Source organism: Sphingomonas sp. S6 (assembly GCF_043498045.1).
Classification (GTDB): domain Bacteria; phylum Pseudomonadota; class Alphaproteobacteria; order Sphingomonadales; family Sphingomonadaceae; genus Sphingomonas.
Map to the genome: position 1 here is coordinate 208049 of NZ_JBIEOE010000005.1, position 18461 is coordinate 226509.

Annotated in this window: 15 protein-coding genes; 2 read left to right on the plus strand and 13 right to left on the minus strand. The window is 67.4% G+C overall.

Going from position 1 to position 18461, the window contains the following annotated elements:
• Positions 1–18 precede the first annotated feature (18 nt).
• Together ACGVWT_RS10840 and ACGVWT_RS10845 are read right to left on the minus strand one after the other, a co-directional pair.
• Positions 19–999, minus strand: coding sequence for an aldo/keto reductase (locus ACGVWT_RS10840; protein ID WP_315462357.1), 981 nt, complete (start codon positions 997–999; stop codon positions 19–21).
• A gap of 59 nt (positions 1000–1058) precedes the next feature.
• Entirely contained in the window at positions 1059–3401 is a 2343-nt protein-coding gene (locus tag ACGVWT_RS10845) for an FdhF/YdeP family oxidoreductase (protein ID WP_315462356.1), read from the minus strand.
• Between the two features lie 126 nt (positions 3402–3527).
• Here ACGVWT_RS10845 and ACGVWT_RS10850 point away from each other — a divergent pair, with 126 nt between their 5' ends.
• Positions 3528–3764 carry a hypothetical protein gene (locus tag ACGVWT_RS10850; protein WP_315462355.1) on the plus strand — a complete coding sequence of 79 codons (237 nt, stop codon included), beginning with the start codon at positions 3528–3530 and terminating at the stop codon, positions 3762–3764.
• A 14-nt stretch (positions 3765–3778) separates the two neighbouring features.
• On the opposite strand, the gene ACGVWT_RS10855 is transcribed toward ACGVWT_RS10850, so the two are convergent.
• From ACGVWT_RS10855 to ACGVWT_RS10885, 7 genes are all read right to left on the minus strand, one after another.
• The gene (locus tag ACGVWT_RS10855) at positions 3779–6103 is read right to left on the minus strand and encodes a GH92 family glycosyl hydrolase (RefSeq protein WP_315462354.1); all 2325 of its coding nucleotides are present in this window, start codon (positions 6101–6103) and stop codon (positions 3779–3781) included.
• A gap of 97 nt (positions 6104–6200) precedes the next feature.
• Positions 6201–7328 carry a metallophosphoesterase gene (locus ACGVWT_RS10860; RefSeq protein WP_315462353.1) on the minus strand — a complete coding sequence of 376 codons (1128 nt, stop codon included), beginning with the start codon at positions 7326–7328 and terminating at the stop codon, positions 6201–6203.
• Between the two features lie 121 nt (positions 7329–7449).
• Complete coding sequence (locus ACGVWT_RS10865) at positions 7450–8913, minus strand: porin (RefSeq protein WP_315462352.1); 1464 nt, start codon at positions 8911–8913, stop codon at positions 7450–7452.
• A gap of 51 nt (positions 8914–8964) precedes the next feature.
• Positions 8965–10098 carry an FMN-dependent L-lactate dehydrogenase LldD gene (lldD, locus tag ACGVWT_RS10870; RefSeq protein WP_315462351.1) on the minus strand — a complete coding sequence of 378 codons (1134 nt, stop codon included), beginning with the start codon at positions 10096–10098 and terminating at the stop codon, positions 8965–8967.
• Positions 10099–10113: 15 nt separating this feature from the next.
• Positions 10114–10881 (minus strand): FCD domain-containing protein, encoded by a 768-nt coding sequence (locus tag ACGVWT_RS10875; RefSeq protein ID WP_315462350.1) that lies wholly within the window; start codon positions 10879–10881, stop codon positions 10114–10116.
• Positions 10878–12551: an L-lactate permease gene (gene lldP, locus ACGVWT_RS10880; RefSeq protein ID WP_315462349.1), complete on the minus strand. Its 1674-nt coding sequence runs from the start codon at positions 12549–12551 to the stop codon at positions 10878–10880. The genes ACGVWT_RS10875 and lldP overlap by 4 nt, the downstream gene beginning before the upstream one ends.
• A 225-nt stretch (positions 12552–12776) precedes the next feature.
• Positions 12777–13136 carry a hypothetical protein gene (locus ACGVWT_RS10885; protein ID WP_315462348.1) on the minus strand — a complete coding sequence of 120 codons (360 nt, stop codon included), beginning with the start codon at positions 13134–13136 and terminating at the stop codon, positions 12777–12779.
• A 109-nt stretch (positions 13137–13245) separates the two neighbouring features.
• Between ACGVWT_RS10885 and ACGVWT_RS10890 the strand changes: the two genes are divergently transcribed.
• Complete coding sequence (locus tag ACGVWT_RS10890) at positions 13246–13581, plus strand: hypothetical protein (RefSeq protein ID WP_116461514.1); 336 nt, start codon at positions 13246–13248, stop codon at positions 13579–13581.
• A 30-nt stretch (positions 13582–13611) separates the two neighbouring features.
• Here the strand turns inward: ACGVWT_RS10890 and ACGVWT_RS10895 are convergent, their stop codons facing one another.
• From ACGVWT_RS10895 to ACGVWT_RS10910, 4 genes are all read right to left on the minus strand, one after another.
• A complete protein-coding gene (locus ACGVWT_RS10895; protein ID WP_315462347.1) occupies positions 13612–14229 on the minus strand; it encodes a DedA family protein in 618 nt (205 codons plus the stop codon).
• On the minus strand, positions 14226–14612 hold the full coding sequence (locus ACGVWT_RS10900) for a hypothetical protein (protein WP_315462346.1): 387 nt from the start codon (positions 14610–14612) through the stop codon (positions 14226–14228). Before ACGVWT_RS10900 ends, ACGVWT_RS10895 begins: the two co-directional genes overlap by 4 nt.
• A gap of 100 nt (positions 14613–14712) precedes the next feature.
• Positions 14713–16068 (minus strand): PepSY domain-containing protein, encoded by a 1356-nt coding sequence (locus tag ACGVWT_RS10905; RefSeq protein ID WP_315462345.1) that lies wholly within the window; start codon positions 16066–16068, stop codon positions 14713–14715.
• Positions 16068–18428, minus strand: a complete 2361-nt coding sequence (locus ACGVWT_RS10910) for a TonB-dependent receptor (RefSeq protein ID WP_315462344.1) — start codon at positions 18426–18428, stop codon at positions 16068–16070. The genes ACGVWT_RS10905 and ACGVWT_RS10910 overlap by 1 nt, the downstream gene beginning before the upstream one ends.
• Between the last annotated feature and the right edge of the window lie 33 nt (positions 18429–18461).

The following is an 18461-nucleotide window of genomic DNA, read 5'->3' on the forward strand; positions in this document are numbered from 1 at the left end:
ATCCGCCCGCAGCTTCGGTCACGAGAAGCCGACCACCGCATGCGGCACGTACGGCGCCTCTAGCCGGGCGATTTCGTCGTCCGACAACTCCAGGTCGAGTGCCGCGATGGCGTCGTCGAGGTGCCCCGGCTTGGACGCGCCGACGATCGGTGCCGACACCTCGGGCTTGGCGAGCACCCACGCGAGCGCGATTTGCGCACGGGGCACACCGCGCTCGGCAGCGACCGCCGCGACCGCTTCGACTACCTTGCGATCCGCCTCCTGCGTCGCCGCATAGAGTGTTCGGCCGAATTCGTCGGTGTCCGAGCGGGCGGTGGTTTCGTCCCAGTCGCGCGTCAGCCGTCCGCGCGCCAGCGGGCTCCACGGGATCACGCCGATCCCCTCTGCCGCGCACAGCGGCAGCATCTCGCGCTCTTCCTCGCGGTAGAGCAGATTGACGTAATTCTGCATGGTCGAAAAGCGCGTCCAGCCGTGCGCCTCGGCGACGTGGAGCATCGTCGCAAACTGCCAGGCGAACATCGACGAGGCACCGATGTAGCGCGCCTTGCCCGCCTTCACGACGTCGTGCAGCGCCTCCAGCGTTTCCTCGATCGGCACGTCATGGTCGAAGCGGTGGATCTGGTAGAGGTCGACATAATCGGTGCCGAGCCGGGTGAGGCTGGCATCGATCTCCGTCATGATCGCCTTGCGGCTAAGGCCTGCGCCGTTCGGACCGGGGCGCATCCGGCCATGAACCTTGGTCGCGATCACCACCTCGTCACGCCGTGTGAAGTCCCTCAGCGCTCGGCCGACGATCTCCTCCGATGTCCCGTCCGAATAGACGTTCGCCGTGTCGAAGAAGTTGATCCCGGCCTCTACCGCCTGGCGCAGCAGTGGCCGGCTCATCTCCTCGTCGAGCGTCCAGGCGTGATTACCGCGATCGGGGATGCCATAGGTCATGCAGCCGAGGCACAGGCGCGACACGTCGAGGCCGGTATTGCCGAGCTTGATATAGTCCATGGGTCGTCTCGCTTGTCCGGTTTGATGCGTCAACGCACGGGCGGCCTTTGTGTCGCAGATCAGTCGACCGGGCGTTCGGCGGACCGGTCGACCATCCCGGGCTCCAGAATCGCGTCGCCGTCGCTTGTCACCGTCACGGGGATAGACTTGGCGGCGGGGGTCTTGCTGCCGACGGCATAATGCCACACCGGCATCAGCACGTTGCATTCGGGATAATACCCGCCGATGCAGCCGACCGGAATGTCATAGGCGACGACGATCAGGCCCGACAGATGCCGGTCCACGCCGTCATCCGCAACGGTGCGCAGCGTCACCGCCTGGCCGACCTTCAGGCCGCGCCGATCGATGTCGGACTGGTTCATCAGCACGACGTTGCGGATGCCGTCGATCCCGCGGAACCGGTCGGTGTAGCCATAGACGGTGGTGTTGAACTGATCGTTGCTGCGCAGCGTCATCAGGCGCAGCACGTCATGGCCGACGTCGGGCATGTCGAGATCTTCGTCCAGCGCCTGCGGCGTGACGAAATTGGCGCGGCCGGTGTCGGTGCGCCATTCGCGTCGCTTGACCGGCAGGTCGCGCTGAAAGCCACCCGGTTCCCACATGCGCCGATCGTAATCCCAGAAGCTTTCGGGGAGCGTATAGGCGATCTCATGCCGGATCTCGGCATAGTCGGTCATGTACGTGTCCCAGCGGACCTTCGGATTGGGCTCGAACACCTGTTTGGCGAGTTCGCACAGCAGCCGGATTTCGCTGATCAGATGCGGCGAGGCGGGAGTGCGTAGACCGCGGCTGCCGTGGACGCAGGCGGAGGTATCCTCGATCGACACCGCCTGCTGGCCCGCGGCGGTCTCATCGATTTCGAGGCGACCGAGGACGGGCAGGATATAGCTGATCTCGCCGGGCAGCAGCGCGGTGCGGTTGAGCTTGGTCAGCACGTTGACGGTCAGCCGCATCCGGCGCCAGGCGGGCTCCATCTGGCCGTGGTCGGGAATGGCGCGCACGAAATTGCCGCCGAGCAGGAAGAAGGCTTTGACCGTGCCCTCGAGGATCGCCTCGCACGCCTCGACGGTGTTGTAGCCCGCTTCGCGCGGCGGTTCGAAGCCGAATTGCTCGCCCAGCCGGTCGAGCGGAAACAGCTCGGGCTTCTCCGTGATGCCGACCGTCCGCTGGCCCTGCACGTTGCTGTGGCCGCGCACCGGGCAGATGCCGGCGCCCGATCGGCCCATATTGCCGCGCATCAGCAGCAGATTAACCAGCATCTGGACGGTTTCCACGCCGGCGCGATGCTGGGTCAGCCCCATGCCGTAGACTCCGATCGTTGAGGGCGCGTGCGCATAGGTGTGTGCCGTCGCTTCCAGGTCGGCGCGGTGCAGGCCGGAGCGGCGCTCCAGCTCGTCCCAATCCTGTACGCGCAGCCAATCGGCGAAGGGCTCAAAGCCGTGCGTGTGATCGGCGATGAAGGTGAGGTCCAGGACCGGGGGCTCGCCCGCGGCGAGCGCCGCATCGTGCAGTGTGAGCACCGCCTTGCAGATGCCGGCGATTGCGGCCAGGTCACCGCCGTTCTTGACCTGATGATAGGCCGAGCTGATCCGCGTCTCCTTGCCGGTCAGCATCTCGGTCGGCGACTGTGGGTTGAGGAACCGCTCAAGCCCGCGCTCGCGCAAGGGATTGAAGGTGATGATCGGGACGCCGCGTTCGCTCGCTTCCTGCAGCGGATGCAGCATGCGCGGCGAATTGCTGCCCGGATTCTGGCCGAAGAACATCAGGCAGTCGGTACGGGCGAAATCGGCGAGATCGACCGTACCGACGCCCTGGCCGATGCTGGCGGGCAGCGCGACCGAGGTCGTTTCGTGGCACATGTTCGAACTGTCGGGCAGGTTGTTGTTGCCGTAAAGCCGGGCGAACAGTTGATACAGATAGCTGCCTTCGTTCGACAAACGACCGGAGCTGTAGAAGACGGTGCCGTGCTGCTTGTCTTCCACGGCGCGGAGTTCGCGGGCTATCTCCTCGATCGCATGGCCCCAAGAGACGGGGACGTATCGGTCGCTTGCCGCGTCATAGCGCAGCGGGTGCGTGAGGCGGCCCGGTTGTTCGAGATGGTAATCGTCCCACCCGAGCAATTCGCTGACCGTATGTTCGGCAAAGAAGGCCGGGGTGCAGCGATGCGCGGTTAGCTCCCACGCCACCGCCTTCACCCCGTTTTCGCAAAATTCGAAGGGCAGGGGCGTCGCGGGCTTCACCCAGGCGCAGCTGTTGCACTGATAGCCGTCGACCTTGTTGTGGCGCGACAGCGCAATGCTGGCGCTGCCGAGCACGCCCTCGCGGCGCAGGATATTGCCGACCGATCGCGCCGACCCCCAGCCGCCGGAGGGGAGGCGATAGGGCTTGTAGGTTCCGGGCATCGGGCATCTCCTGCCGGCGCTGCGGCGGGTCGCGGCGAAACATTCGCTCGCTCGTCACGTTAACCGATGGGTGGCGCCAACTATCCCAAACCCATGTTAAGCAGCGAAATTATTTGGAGAAATGCCATGACGGTCGGCCGCGACTATATGCTGAAAAAGACCACTGGTCCTTCAGCGCCCAAATACGTCTTCGACACGAAGGTCGTGCCGGGGCTGGTCAATCTGGCGGGCGGTGTGGAGGTCGCGCTCGATCGCGCGGCGGTGCGGCTCGGCCAGCGGCCCGCGGTGCTCGTTGCAGGGGCCGGGGGCGCAGTGACGCTGCTGCTGGCCGGGCTGTGGCGGCTCGGTTTGCGACGGTCCTGACGGCGGGGCGCGGCTCAGCGCGCGCGGCTGCTGGAATAGGGCCGATCCGCGGGGCGCGTTGCCCAGGTGGTGTTCGGCGCCGCTTGCATGACGAAACGCAATTCGCCGCCCGCCATGATCTCATCGTGGCGTACATAGGCGCGGGTGACGGGCGTTCCGTTCAGCAGGACCTTACCGACATAGGGGTGTCGGTCGTCGAGTCCGTCGGCAATGACGGTCAGTGTCCGGCCGTTGGGTAGCGTCAGCACCGCCCGGTTCACGAACGGCCGACCGATGACATATTCCAGACTGCCCGGCGTCACCGGGTAGAAGCCCAAGGCGGTAAAGACGAGCCATGCCGACATCTGGCCCAGATCGTCGTTGCCGGACAGGCCATCAGGCGTCGGGCGATACTGGCTGCCGACGATCTGCGTCAGCCGCGCCTGCGTGCGCCACGGCGCGCCGGCGTAATTGTACAGATAGGCGACGTGATGGCTAGGTTCGTTGCCGTGGATGTACTGGCCGATCAGTCCGGCGATGTCCTCGGCATGGCTATAGTCGAGCTTGGACGTGTCGAAGTCGAACATCGCATCCAGCTTCGCGACGGTCGCCGCATCGCCGCCCAGCGCGCGGACGAGCGCGGCTTGGTCCTGCGGCACGAACCAGCTGTATTGCCAGGCATTGCCCTCTGTATAATCCGATCCGTAGTTGATCGCGGTGGGATCGAACGGCACGCGGAACGTCCCGTCGCTCTTGCGCGCGCGGATGAATCCAGTCTTCGCATCGAAGCTGTTGCGCCAATTTTCCGAGCGCTTTGCGAAGGTTGCGGCGACGTCGGCGCGCCCCATCGCACGCGCCATGCGGGCGATGGTCCAGTCGTCATAGGCATATTCAACCGTCTTCGATGCCGCTTCGGGTTCGCGGTCAATTGGCACGTAGCCGCGCGCCATATATTCGCCGAGACCGGCATAGGGCGCATAGGTGGCGCTGGCGACCATCGCCGCCAGCGCGGCATCGGCGTCGAACCCCCGGATGCCCTTCAAATAGGCATCGGCGATCACCGGAGCGGCGTGATAGCCGATCATCGTCCACGTCTCGCGCCCCTGGAACTGCCAGACGGGCAGGATGCCGTCGGGACTGTGTTCGCGGCTGGCGATGAGCGAGCGGACGATGTCGCGCGTGGTGCTGGCCGGCTGCACCAGCGTCAGCAGCGGATGTTCGGCGCGGAACGTATCCCACAGCGAGAAGGTCGATCGGAACGTATAGCCGTCCGCGCGATGGACCTGATTGTCCGGCCCGCGATAGCGGCCGTCGACGTCGCCGGCGACGGACGGGGCGAGGAGGCTGTGGTAGAGCGCGGTCGCGACCGATCGTTGCATGGGCGCGGGCGCGTCGATCCGCAGCACGTCGAGCGCGGCGTGCCATGCCGTCGCGGTTCGGGCGGCGATCGCGTCGAAATCGCCGGTTTCGCTCAGCAGGTTGGCGATCGCGCCCGCCTCGTCGACCGAGGAGATGGCGCTGGTCACCTCGATCGGGCGATCGGTGGTGCCGAAATCGAACCGGGCGACGAGCGCCCGCCCGGCGCGTTCGGCCACCGCGTCGCTGCCGCGCCCGGGACCCTGAAAGCCCTTGTAGGCGACGTCGGTCTCGGTCGAGACAAAGGCGTGGCCGGTCAGCGGCGCCGAAAAGCGGATGGCGAAGCACAAATTTCGATCCGGCGCCCAGCCACGCGTCTGTCGGCAACCGGTGACGATGCCGTCGGGACGCAGCCGGATCGACGACCACAGGACCTTGCCCGGATAATTGTAGAGCGAGCTGCGCAGGTCGAGCAGCAGATGCATCGGCTGCGCCCCGGCGGTGGGGCGATAGCGGGCGACGCCGATCCGCGTCCCCGCGGTGAGTTCGGCGCGGACGCCCCGATCCTTCAGGGCGACCGCATAATAGCCCGGCCGCGCAACCTCCGCCGCATGGTCGTAGCGCGATCGATAGCCCGTCCCGGGCTTACCGATATCGCCCGGTTCGATCGGAACGACGTTGCCGGCAACGGGCATCATCAGCACATCGCCGAGATCCGAATGCCCGGCGCCCGAAAAGTGCGTCAGCGAGAAGCCCTGGATCGTCGGATCCTCGTACCGATAGCCGGCGGCATGGCTGTAGCAGGCGCGCAGGACGCAGGTGGTGTCCGTGTCGGGCGAGAATTGCACCATGCCGAACGGCGCGACCGCGCCGGGAAAGGTATGGCCTTCGCCGCCGGTGCCGATCATCGGATCGACCTGATCGTACGTCGATTGCGCCAGGAGCGGCGTCGCGGCGAAGCCGGCCAGCAGCGTCAGAACCGTACGGAAGCGAAGGGTGGTCATCGGGAGGTTAGAGCATTCCCCCGCCATCAGGGGAAGGCCGTTCGTCGATGATGGCCCGTTGTTTCAACGGCTTGGCCGCCGAGTGCGGTGCGTGGCCCTATGGCATGGGGCGCAAGGTGAGGCGCGTGATCTCCGACGGCACGCCGAGCCTTAGCGCAAAGCCCGGCCACAGGCCGGTGCCGTTGCTGACGTACAGCGTCATCCCGCCGACCGTATAACGGCCCGACACGAAGCCGGCGTTGCCGCGCGCGACGAGCCGGTCGAGCCCGCGGATCATGCCGCCATGCGTATGCCCGGACAGTTGCAGCGCGACTCCGCGTGCGGCGGCGTCGCGCGCCTTGCGAGGTTGGTGGTCGAGCAGGATGACCGGCGCGCCGGCGGGGGCACCCCGCAGCGCGAGGCTGAGATCGGGCCCCGCCTCGCCGACGCTGGGGGCCGACAGGTCGGTGACCCCGGCGACCACCAGACGGTCCCCGCCGCGTGCGACGACCGTGTGGGCGTTGGTCAGCATGCGGAAGCCCAGGCCCGACAAGTGCCGCATCCATGCGCCGTAATCGAAGAAATATTCGTGATTGCCCGGAATGGCATAGACGCCGTCCGGTGCGCGCAGCCGCTGCAGGGGCGCCACGTCGTCGCGTCGCATATCCACCGACCCGTCGATGAAGTCGCCGGTGACGACGATCAGGTCGGCGCCCGACGCATTGGTGCGATCGACGACCGCCTGCGCCCAGCGGGGCGTAAAGAGCCGGCTGATATGCAGATCGGTAAGCTGGACGACGCGATAGCCGTCGAAGGATGACGGCAGGTCGCGGATCGCCACCGTCACGTCCTTGATCGGCGGAACGCGCAGCGCGTTGGCGACACCGATCCCGGCGAGTATCGCGGCGAGACCCCCGACGGCGTAGCGCAGCACGTCCGGCTCGCGGATCGCCGCCTGCCGCACGAGCATCGTCAGAAGTGCGCCGAGGTCGAGGACCAATTGGAAGACGGCGAGCAGCACCAGAGCACCGAATGCCCAGTTGAAGAGAATGACGATGGGGCGCGGAAATTCGGGGGCAAAGACCGAACCCGACGAAAAGCGGCTCCACAGGTGAAATTGTGACGCCGCCAGCATCAGGAGGCCGGCCGGTATCTTGGCCCAGAGCGGCAGCGGCAGGGGCCACAACCAGCGCGCGATGACGATCAGCGCCGGTATGGCAAAGACGATGTTGAAGATGGGAGGCACTCCGGCGTTTGCATGCGATGCCCCCTGTAAACGAGGCACGGGGCCGCTGTGTCCATCCTTATGTCTGCGGAAAACGGCTGGGCTGTGGCCTCGCCATGGAGGCGCCGGCACAGGGCGCGAACTAAAAACCTTGTTTGACCGTGACATGCAGGCGATCGAGCGTTCCCGCCGACCCATTGGCCAGCTCCCGGTGCGACAGGCGTGCTTCGACGCCCAGATCCAGGCGCGGCAACGGCGAGACGAACAGGTTGATCGCCGTGTCCCACACCTGCCGCGTCGACAGGGGCGAGGCCGACGCCGGGTTCCAGATGCGCTGGAACGACCCCATCCACGTGCTGCGCAGCGTGCCGGTCCAGACATGGCGGACCGCCGCAAATCCCGCAATCAGCGGCACGGGGACGAGCCGGTCGTCTGCCGCCTGATAGATCGCATCGGCCGCAACATTGGCGCTGACATAACGCCCGAGCCCGCGGCCGCCGGTCATCATGAAGCGGATATCGTCGCCCTTGCCGGTGGGCAGCGGTGCGATGCCCGCCAGCGACACGCCATAGCCTTGTGCCGTTGCCGCTGGCCGTCCGTTGGCGGGATCGACGCGCATCGATCGGAACAGTCCGGTCAGCGACAGGCTGGCGCCCCTGGCCGACCAGAGCAATTGCCCGGTGAGGTCGGGGATACTGTCATCGTCATTGTCCGACAGCGCGGTCGCGCCGGCCATCGCGGACACGGTTTCGGGGTTTTCGATCGAGGCGGACACGGTCCATCCGTTGCCGATCGGGCGGCTGTAGCGCAGCAGCATCTGGCGGACGAGCACGGTGCCGTCGGTGACGCCGACGAAATCGGCGGTCTCGGGCAGGGCCGCGACATATTGGAAGTTGCTCCAATCCTGTCCGACCGCGAAACCGCCATAGCCCGCGACGGCGCGGCGCAGGCCGAAGGTATAGGGATTGAGCGCGCGTTCCCCGCCGGCCACCGCGGGTGCGACCTGGAAATCCGCCTCGATCAGCGTGGTCAGCGACTGGGTGCCGACCGGTGTCGCGGTCTGGAAGGCGATGCGCGATTGCTTGGCGGAGGCATCGGTGAGGATGCCGGATCGCCGCCCGCCGACCGGGATCGATTGCGGCAGCGACAGTTCGCGCCCCAGCGGGTTGGTCGCAGTATCGCCGTTGCCGTAGCGGCTGACAATCAGGTCGCCCTTGATGAAGCCCGCGATCCGGAAGCTGGTCTCGCCGATGCGGAAGCCATAGCCCGACGGCAGCGACGACGTGCCGCCTTGCGCGGTGATCGACGGGGTGCCCACTGGGCGGGGCAGGGGGTCTGGCATGGCCACGCGCGCAGTCGGGCTGGGCGCAGTCGGGCTGGGCGCGGTGGGGGCGGGCGTGGCGGCGGCGACCGGCACGGGCTGCGCGGGTGGGCGCGTCGCATCCAGCGCGCGTTGCAGCGCGTCGAGCTGTTGCTGTAACTGCGCCACCTTGCTGCGCAGCGCCTGGTAGTCCTCGGCGGATTGCGCGGCAGCGGGTGTCGCTGCGATCAGCGCCACGCCGGACAGCAATAGGGCACAGGTCTTCCGCTGCCGAACATGCGGCATGTGATATCCCCTTATCGAGAGGCCCGGCGCGCGTCGCCGGCCCGGTCGGCGTCAGCGCGCGATGATGGTCGAATCGATGTCCGCGATCGTCCGCACGCCGGTCAGCGCCATCGCCACCCGCATCTCGCGGTCGAATAGATCGAGCAGGTTGGCGACCCCCGCCTGGCCATCGGCGGCTAGCGCGTAGATGAAGGCGCGGCCGAGCATGGCCGCGTCCGCGCCCAGCGCCAGCATCCGCACCACGTCCAGCCCCGATCGCACCCCCGAGTCCGCGAGGATCGTCAGCTGTCCTTTCACGGCGTCGGCGATGGCGGGCAGGGCGCGCGCAGACGACAGCACGCCGTCGAGCTGTCGCCCGCCATGGTTCGACACGACGATACCCTGCGCACCGAAACGCACCGCCTCGCGCGCATCCTCGACATCGAGGATGCCCTTGATGACGATCGATCCCTTCCAGACATCGCGAATCCATTGCAGGTCGCGCCAGCCGATCCCCGGATCGAAATTGGCGCCCAGCCAGCCGATATAGTCCTCAAGGCCGGTGGCCGCGCCGCGATAGGCGGAGATATTGCCCAGATCGTGCGGCCGGCCATGGATGCCGACATCCCAGGCCCAGCGGGGGTGCGTGACCGCCTGCAGCATCCGCCGCCATGCAGCCCCCGGTCCCGACATCCCCGAATGCGCATCGCGGTAGCGCGCGCCGGGGACGGGCATGTCGACGGTGAAGACCAGCGTCTCCACCCCCGCCGCCTGCGCGCGTTCCAACGCGTCGCGCATGAAGCCGCGATCCTTCAGCACATAGAGCTGGAACCAGATCGGCGCGGGCGACTGGCGCTGCACTTCGTCGATCGCGCAGACCGATACGGTCGACAAGGTGAAGGGCACCTGCTTGCTCGCCGCCGCGCGCGCCGCCTGCACCTCGCCGCGCCTGGCATACATGCCGGTCAGCCCGACGGGGGCGAGGACGATCGGCATGCCGACCGACCGGCCGAACAGCGTCGTGCCCAGGTCGATATCGGCGACGTCGCGCAACACCCGCTGGCGCAGCGCCACCTCGGACAGGTCGGACACATTGTGGCGCAGCGTATGTTCGGCATAGGCGCCGCCGTCGATATAGTGGAACAGGAACGGCGGCAGGCGCCGGCGCGCGGCTTCGCGATAGTCGGTCGGGGCGGAGATGATCATCGGGTTGTTCCCAATCTATAACGAGAGTTCGGCGCTGCGCGCGGCGGTGGCGCGCTCGGTGCGGGCCAAGTCGTCCTCGACCTGCCGGACCGTGGTGCGCACGAATTCGAGATGGACGTCGGCCGCATCGCGCGCGCCGTCCGCGTCGCCCGCCACGATCCGCTCCATGATCGCGCGGTGCTGCGCCGACAGCGCCTCGAACGTGCGCGGCACGGCGTAGATTGTTTCGCGGCTCTGCGAGATGCTGGTGTGCAGCAGCCCGAACAGGCTGGACATGACATGCGTCAGCACCGCGTTGCGCGAGGCATGGGCGATGGCGAGGTGGAAAGCGGCATCGGCATGCGCCTCCGCCGCGACGTCGCCCGCGCCGTGCAGCTTCTCCATCGCGTCGAAGCGGCGGCGGATACGGTCCTTGTCCACCGCATCCGCGCGCCGGGCGGCATGATAGGCGGCGGTGCCGTCCAGCGACTCCCGGACCTCGAAGATGTCATGGCCATAGCCCGGATTGGCCTCGACCAGCGGGGCCAGCGGTTCGGCGATCATCTGCTCGGTCCATTGCGCCGACGGCTCGGCCAAGATCGCCCCGGCACGCGGGCGGATGATGATCCGTCCCTGCGCCGCAAGCCGGTTCATCGCCTCGCGCAGGATGTTGCGCGATACCCCCAGCGTCTCGGCCAGCGATCGTTCGGAGGGCAGGCGCGCGCCGGGCAGCAGCTTGCGCTGGGCGATCAGCGCCTCGATCGCGGTTTCCGCCCGGTGGGATACGCTGGCTGGCACGCTCATGGGATCATCCATGATAGGAGATAGGCCTGGACCGTGGTGATGATCCCGACCAGCGCGCAGAGCGGCAGGCTGTGGCGTACGGTGAAGCGGAACAGGTCGGATTCCTTGCCGACCAACCCGACCGCGGCGCAGGCGATGGCGATCGACTGCGGGGAGATCATCTTGCCGGTGACGCCGCCGGTCGTGTTGACCGCGACCAGCAGCACGTCGCTGACCCCGATCTGGTGCGCAGTATTGGCCTGGAGGGCGGCGAACAGCGCGTTGGCCGAGGTATCCGATCCGGTCAGGAACACGCCCAGCCAGCCGAGGAACGGCGAGAAGAAGGTGAAGGCCGATCCCGTATGCGCCAATGCCAGCGCGAGCGTCGCCGACAGCCCCGAATAATTGGCGAGGAACGCGAAGGCGAGAACCATGCCGATCGAATAGATCGGGATCAGCAGGCTCTTCAACGTCTCGACAAAGGTGCGCGCCGCGTCTGCCGGCTTCATTCGTAGGAAGGCGATGGTGACGATCGCCGCCAGCATGATCGCGGTGCCGGTCGCCGACAGCCAGTCGAACTTGTACACCGCTTCATAGGGCGTGACCTGCGGGACGATCGGCGGCACCTTGGCGACCAGCTTGTCGAGGAATGGCACGTGCAGCTTCAGCACGAGGTGTGCGAGCGGCCCGTTGGCAGCGAACAGCGCCTTGACCGGGGCGATGCTCCACAGCGTGACGAACACGGTCAGGATCAGGAACGGCGACCAGGCCCAGGCGATCTGTGCGGGCGAATGGCGAACCGTCTGCGCCGTGACCGGCGCGACCGGCACCGCGCCGTCGGCGGCGACCTCCGCCGCGTCGAAGCGGAAGATGCGCTTGGGCTGCCAGAAGCGCAGGAAGATGGGCAGGGTGATCAGGGTCGCGAGCGCCGCGGTGATGTCGGGCAGCTCCGGCCCGATGAATTGCGCGGTCAGAAATTGGACGATGGCAAACGACCCACCGGCGACAAGAATGGCGGGCCAAGTCTCACGTACCCCGCGCGGGCCGTCCATGATCAGGATCAGCCAGAAAGGCACGAGGACCGACAGCAGCGGCAACTGCCGCCCCGCCATCTGTCCGATCAGGAACGGGTCGATGCCGGTCACCTGTCCGGCGACGACGATCGGAATGCCCATCGCCCCGAACGCCACGGGGGCGGTGTTGGCGATCAGGCACAGGCCCGCGGCATAGAGCGGACGAAAACCCAGCCCGACGAGCAAGGCCGAGGTGATCGCGACCGGCGCGCCGAACCCCGCCGCGCCTTCCAGAAAGGCACCGAACGCAAAGCCGACCAGCAGCAGCTGCAGCCGCTGATCCTCCGTGACGTTCAGGATCGATTGCCGGATGATGTCGAATGCGCCGGTCGCCACCGCGATACGGTAGAGAAACACCGCGCCCAGGATGATCCAGGCGATCGGCCACAAGCCGTAGAAGAAGCCGAACACGCCGGCGGCGAGCGCACTGTGCACCGGCATGCCGTAGAGCGCGATGGCGACAGCCAGCGTCAGCGCTACGGTGATCGTTCCCGCGACATAGCCTTTCAGGCGAAAAACGGTCAGCGCCAGAAAGAAGAAGATGATCGGCACGGCCGCGACCAGGCTGGAAAGCCAGATATTGCCCAACGGATCGTAATTCTGCGCCCAAACGTCCACGGCACCTCTCTCTTCTGGTAGTACCAGATATGCGATGTTGTGGACATTCATCGGCTGAGCTGTAACACGCGTCAACGCGGCTAGCTGACTCACTAGCGCTTTTTGGTCCTACCAGTGTCGAAGCTTGCGCTGCCGAACGATGGCAGGCGTGGGCAAGGCCGCCGGTCGTGCGCGAGGGGAGGTCGGAGGTTCGGGAATGGTCAAAGCGGCCGGAGGCCGCCGCGTTCACTGGTGGCGCAGCGTCTTTGCGAAGCCTTCGTTCGCCTTCGTCATCTTGGCGACCTTGCGCAGATAGGTCCGGACGTGCCGTTCGAACCGGTCTTCGTCATTCAGACCGGTCGCGGGATAATTTTCCTGCGCGATCAATTGCTTGAGGCGGGCGGCGAAGGCGGCCTGGTCGGTCGTGCTATCGTCATCCTTCAACGTGCGGCACACCCATTCCTCGGCCGCCGCCTTGTCGTAATCGTCGCGCGCGTCATAGCCTTGCCGGTCCGCCGCGGCCTGATCCAGCCGCGCGGCGGCGTGCCGACGTTCCAGCCACCGGCGGACCAACGCCGCGTCCCAAGGTTTCAACGGATTTGTCATGATATTCCCCGATCGGTCCGCGGCGATCGGACCCTGTTCGCCGCTTTCCTTAGGACGCGGCGGATCGCTTCGCTACAGGCGGGGGCAATCGAAGCAATCGGATCGCGTTATGGCCAGACGTTCGAAATATGATCCCTACGATCACCTTCCCGCAGAAGACGACACGCCGGCCGCGCCGCCGCCCTGCTGGCTGTGCGGCCGGCCGACGGGCAAGACCATCGTCTGGCACCATCCGGTGCCCAAGAGCCGCGGGGGCCGCGACGTCGTGCCGATGCATCCGATCTGCCAGCAGACGCTGACCGCAAACTTCACCAATTCCGAACTGCAGCGGCACGGCATGAATGTCGCGGGCCTGCTGGATCATCCCAACGTGCGCAAATTCGTCGATTGGGTGGCGAAGAAGGACCCCGACTTCACCGCGACGATCACGAAGAAGCAGCGCTGATCGCCGCCGCGTCGGTCCAGCGGCTATGCCCTATGCGCGGCTGGAGTCTGGATCGACGCCCGGCGCCTGTGATCGGCCGAAGAGCTTCCACCCGAGCAGGACGGCGGCCAGCAGGCCGACGATCACCCAGGTCAGGTTGCCGAGCAGGCTGGCGATCGTCTGGACCTGATCGCTGAACGCGCGGCCCAGCGACACGTAGATCACCAGCCACAGGACCTCGCCCGCCACGTCGAGCGCGATGAAGCGCGCCCAGGGATATTCGGTCAGGCCGCTGGTGACGTTGATCCACGGTCCGAGCGGCCCGATCAGCCAACGGCTGAAGAAGATGCCCCATCCCGCCCATTTGCGCGAATAGGCCTCGGCCTGCTCGACCTTGTCCGCCCCGCCGATGCGCCTGGTCACCGCCGCGAGCAGCGGGCGTCCGCCGTAGCGCCCGAAGGCATAGCCGATCTGGTCGCCGATGACGGCGCCGGCCGAGCCCGCGGCGACGACGGGCCAGAACGACAATTCCCCCTGCGCGACGAACGATCCCATCGCCACCAGCGTCAGCGAGCTGGGGAAGGGCATGCCGGCCGCCGCCAGGATCATCGCGACGAACAATGCCGGCAGCCCATAGGTCGTCAGCAGTTCGAGCAGTTGGTCGGTCATCGGGCGGACGACGCCGATCGGGATGGGGCGGCGGGCGGCGGCGGCGGGCCGGGGGGCGGATATGGCGGCCGGACGTGCACGATCGCATAGGTCAATTTCGCCTCGACCTGCGACATCGACCGTCCGCTGTCGCGCGCGATGCGGGCGAGCGGCCGGTGATCCGGCGTCGGCGGCAGGTTCAGCGCGGCGTGGAGGATGTGCGGCGGGACGTGATAGGAATGCGCGACATAGCCGATCGTCATCCACGGCTCGATCGGTTCGTCGCGGTGCGCGTTCCAATAGATGGCATCGCTGACCGTCCGAACCGCGTGATAACCGGTGAACGCCACGATCGCGACGAACAGCGCGATCAGGGCTTTTCGCCAGGGCTGCGTGCGGGTCATGCCCCGCGATACGCCGGCCGGGGGCGGCGATCAACGTGCTGGCGTCATCCGGGGGCGGGCAAGCTGCCGGTTTGCCCCCGAATGACGCTGGGCGACCACGTCAGGCGGATCGCAGGCCCAGCCATTGCGACGGGCCGGGGAGCCATCGGCGGGCGACCCCCTCGAACAGCAGGACGAGGATCAGCGTCAGACCGAACAGCGGGAGGTACAGCGCGAGGGCGAGGATCGCGACGACCAGCCCGGCGCCGAACCGCGCCCGGCCGACGGGGAGGGGCGCGCCGAGCAGGCCGATCGGCCGCCGCCGCCACCACATGACCGCGCCCGACACCGACAAGAGGACGAGCAGCAGCGCCGTGGCGGTGCCCAGCAGCTGGTTGGCGAGGCCGAACAGCGCGCCCTCATGTGCCGCGATGCCGTAGCCGATCACCCGATCGATCCAGTGGCGTTGCGCGAAGTCCGTCCGACTGACGATCCGGCCGGTCGTGCCGTCGACCTTGAGCGTGCTGCGCAAGGGACGGTCTGCCGTGTCGGAGGCGACGGACCAGGGAGCACCGCCCTGCGCAGGGGGCGTGATGAGCACCGGTCCGGCGAGGCCCAGTGGACGGGTGGTGGCGATGACGCGGGCAAGATCGCCCGGCGCCGGCGGCGGCGCCGGCATCGTCATGCCGCCATGCCCGGCATGCTCGCCCGACACGGCATCGGCCTTTGGAGCCTTGCCGCCGATCGTCCAGTCCACCGGGCCCTGCGATGTACCGGTGACCTGGCGGACCTGGGTGAGGTAGGTCCCCCAACCCTTGGCCCACGGCAGGCCGGTGAGGATCAGTCCCAGGGCGAACACCGTGACCCAGATGCCCGCGGTCGCATGGATGTCGCGCCAGAACAGGCGCCCCTTCGCGCGCAGCCGGGGGTAGAGGATGCCGGCGAGGCCACGCCGCCCGCGGGGCCACCACAGATACAGGCCGGTCAGCAGCATCACGATCGCCCAGCAGGCGGCAATCTCGACGAGATAGCTGCCGGTCGCTCCGGCCAGCAGCTCGCCGTGCAGGCGGAAGACCAGCCGCATGGGGCGCTGCTCCTCCGTCACGATGCCGAGCACGGCCAGCGAGTGGGGATCGACGTAGACGCGACGGTCCGCGCCGTCCCGCGTGACGAGCACGCGGACTGCGGCGTCGGGCCGTTCGGGCATCACATATTTGCGCAAGGTGGCGCCCGGCACGGCGTGCAAGGCCGCGGCGACCTGTGCGTCCGGAGAGGCGGGTGCGCCGGCGACGGGCAGGCGATCGTACGGGCAATCGAGCCAGGATTCGATCTGCGGGCGCCATAGATAGATCGTGCCGGTGAGCGCCAGCCAGATCACGAACGGGATGCAGAACAGCCCCGCGTAGAAATGCCAGCGCCAGACCGACGAATAGAAGCCGCCTGCCTGGGCGGTGCGGCCCTGCGTGTCGCGTGCCATCAGAACCGTCCCTTGATGCCGGCGTAGATCGTGCGGGGCTGGCCCGCATAGATCGAGCCCGTGACGCCGCGCAGGGTCGCTGCCGGATTGAGCGTGCCGTTCGCGGCCAGGCTGTTGGCGATGATCGATGCGGAGCCAACATAGGTCGTGTCGGCCAGGTTCTCGAGCGAGGCGTAGAAGGACAGGCGCGACCACCATCCGGCGCCGGCCGGCGGATCGTAATGCAGGTTGAGGTTGACCAGCGCATAGCCCGGCACGCGCAGCGAATTGGCATTGTCGATCCAATAGCGCGAACGCCACGTCACCTCGGCGAACCCGCCCAGCCCGGCGAGCGGACCGGCAGGGCGGTCATAGCCCGCCCGAAGGTTGGCGAAGGTGGGGATCACGCCGGGAATGCGGTTGCCGTCGCGATCGAAGACCGACGACACGGCGCCCGACGTCAGCCGTTCGAGATATTGCGTGTAGCGCTGGTCGTTGTAGCTGTAATTGCCGCGGACGTAGCTGCCCTCGATCAGATCGGGGCGCCATTCCACCGCCAGTTCGACGCCGCGATGGATCGACCGCGGCACGTTGGTGGTGAACGACAGCAGGTTGACGCCCGCCGACTGGGTGACCTGTTCGTTGCGGAACCACTCGTAATAGCCGGTCAGTTCGGCGGTGAGCGTGCGGCCGAGGCTGAGTTCGGCGCCGAGATCGATGCCGGTGTTCTTTTGGCTCTTCAGCGCCGTATTGTCGCCCGGCACGCCAGCGGACGTGACGAACAGCTGGCCGGATTGCGGTATGCCATAGGCGGTTCCCACCCGTGCGTGCAGGCGCAGCGCCGGGTCCGCCTGCCAGACCAGCGAGGCTTCCGGGGCGACATTGCCGAAGCGGCGCAGCGCCGGCACCAGCGTCAGCGTCGGGCTGGCGCCGACCGGATAGGCATAAGCGGTCTGGCGCATGTTGATGATCGACCGTTCGGCGCCGATGCCCGCGACGAACGTCAGCGTCGGGGTCAGCCGCAGTTCTTCACGCGCGCGGATGCCGAGGTTGCGCACGTCGCCGAACACGGTCTGCGTGGGTGCGCCGATGCCGTTGCGGCCGGCGGGCGTCTTGTTGAACGAAAAGCTCTGGTTATCGAGATAGCCGTAGAACAGGCCGACGAAGCTGACCGCATCCATGCCGAACAGGCGCCCACGGTTCGTCACGTCCGAACTGATCGCATAGCTGTCGAGCGTGCCCTTGAAGGGGGTGGCGCCGGTCGGCTGGTTGACGACGCGGCTGTCGAACAGCGCCTGCGTGCGCCATGTCGTCGCCGACGACAGATCATGCTCCCAGCGCACGCCGACGATCGTCCGGCGATCGTTGCGGGCAAGGTCGCCCTCGGTCGCGGTCTGGGCGATCCGGGTGCCGTTGATCCCGTTCACCAGGACCGAAATCGTGCCGCATCCCTGCGCGGCCGTCGCCGCTTGCTCGCACCCCTGTTGATAGGGGTTGGCGGCGAATTGGTTGAACGACAGGCGCGTCGAAAGGCGGAATTCGCCTTCATTGTAGATGACCTTGCCGGTCAGCCGGTCGCGATCCGACAGCGCGACGGTCGCGAGCGCGTTGATCGTGCCCGTCTCATAGCCGGTATGGCCCGTCGCACCGTTGGCGCGCACGAAGCTGCCGAACAGCGCATAGTCCTGGTCGGCGTTGCCGTGGCCGATCGTCGCATAGGCATTGAGATAGCCGTAGCTGCCAGCGTCCAGCCCCAGCTCGGCCCCCTGGATGTCGCGGCCGCGGCGCGTGCGGAAGTTGATCGCGCCCTCGATCGCGTAATTGCCGTACCGGGCGGACGATGGCCCGCGGACGACGTCGACTGCGCCGTAGGCGTGCGGATCGGTGAGATCGAAGCGCGCGAGGCCGTCGGGCTGGGTGACCGGGAAATCGTCTTCGAACACCTGGATGTTGCGCGCGCCGAAACTGTTGCGCGCGTTGGACCCGCGGATCGACACGCCCACGTCGCGCGGACCGTTGCCGCCGATGACCGTAACGCCGGGCGAGAGCTTGACGATGTCCGCGATGGTTCGCGCCGGCGTGTTGCGGAACTCGCGGTCCGAGATCGTGGTGTCGGTCTGGCCCGTCACCTGCGTGGTGAGCGTCAGCGCCCGTCCCGTGACGATGATGTCGCCAGGCGCCGCGGGCGTGTCGATGGGCGTGGATGCAACCGGCGTCGGCGTGGCGGCTGGTGCCGGCGCGTCGAGCTTGCGCAATTCGGCGTCGATGGCGTCGCGTTGGCGCAGCAATTCGGCGCGGCGCGGGTCGGTGGATTGGGCGGACGCCGACGACGCGGCGAGCGCGGCCAGCGAGGCCGCGGCAAGGTAGTGGAATGAAGGCACGATGATCCCCTGAAAGCATCAGGCGCCGCGCCG

What these genes read in the sequence shown, in the direction of transcription:
- ACGVWT_RS10840 (WP_315462357.1), bottom strand. Translation starts at nt 999, where the DNA reads ATGGACTATATCAAGCTCGGCAATACCGGCCTCGACGTGTCGCGCCTG.
- ACGVWT_RS10855 (WP_315462354.1), bottom strand. Translation starts at nt 6,103, where the DNA reads ATGACCACCCTTCGCTTCCGTACGGTTCTGACGCTGCTGGCCGGCTTC.
- ACGVWT_RS10845 (WP_315462356.1), bottom strand. Translation starts at nt 3,401, where the DNA reads ATGCCCGGAACCTACAAGCCCTATCGCCTCCCCTCCGGCGGCTGGGGG.
- ACGVWT_RS10895 (WP_315462347.1), bottom strand. Translation starts at nt 14,229, where the DNA reads ATGACCGACCAACTGCTCGAACTGCTGACGACCTATGGGCTGCCGGCA.
- ACGVWT_RS10885 (WP_315462348.1), bottom strand. Translation starts at nt 13,136, where the DNA reads ATGACAAATCCGTTGAAACCTTGGGACGCGGCGTTGGTCCGCCGGTGG.
- ACGVWT_RS10865 (WP_315462352.1), bottom strand. Translation starts at nt 8,913, where the DNA reads ATGCCGCATGTTCGGCAGCGGAAGACCTGTGCCCTATTGCTGTCCGGC.
- ACGVWT_RS10875 (WP_315462350.1), bottom strand. Translation starts at nt 10,881, where the DNA reads ATGAGCGTGCCAGCCAGCGTATCCCACCGGGCGGAAACCGCGATCGAG.
- ACGVWT_RS10905 (WP_315462345.1), bottom strand. Translation starts at nt 16,068, where the DNA reads ATGGCACGCGACACGCAGGGCCGCACCGCCCAGGCAGGCGGCTTCTAT.
- ACGVWT_RS10850 (WP_315462355.1), top strand. Translation starts at nt 3,528, where the DNA reads ATGACGGTCGGCCGCGACTATATGCTGAAAAAGACCACTGGTCCTTCA.
- ACGVWT_RS10890 (WP_116461514.1), top strand. Translation starts at nt 13,246, where the DNA reads ATGGCCAGACGTTCGAAATATGATCCCTACGATCACCTTCCCGCAGAA.
- ACGVWT_RS10900 (WP_315462346.1), bottom strand. Translation starts at nt 14,612, where the DNA reads ATGACCCGCACGCAGCCCTGGCGAAAAGCCCTGATCGCGCTGTTCGTC.
- lldD (WP_315462351.1), bottom strand. Translation starts at nt 10,098, where the DNA reads ATGATCATCTCCGCCCCGACCGACTATCGCGAAGCCGCGCGCCGGCGC.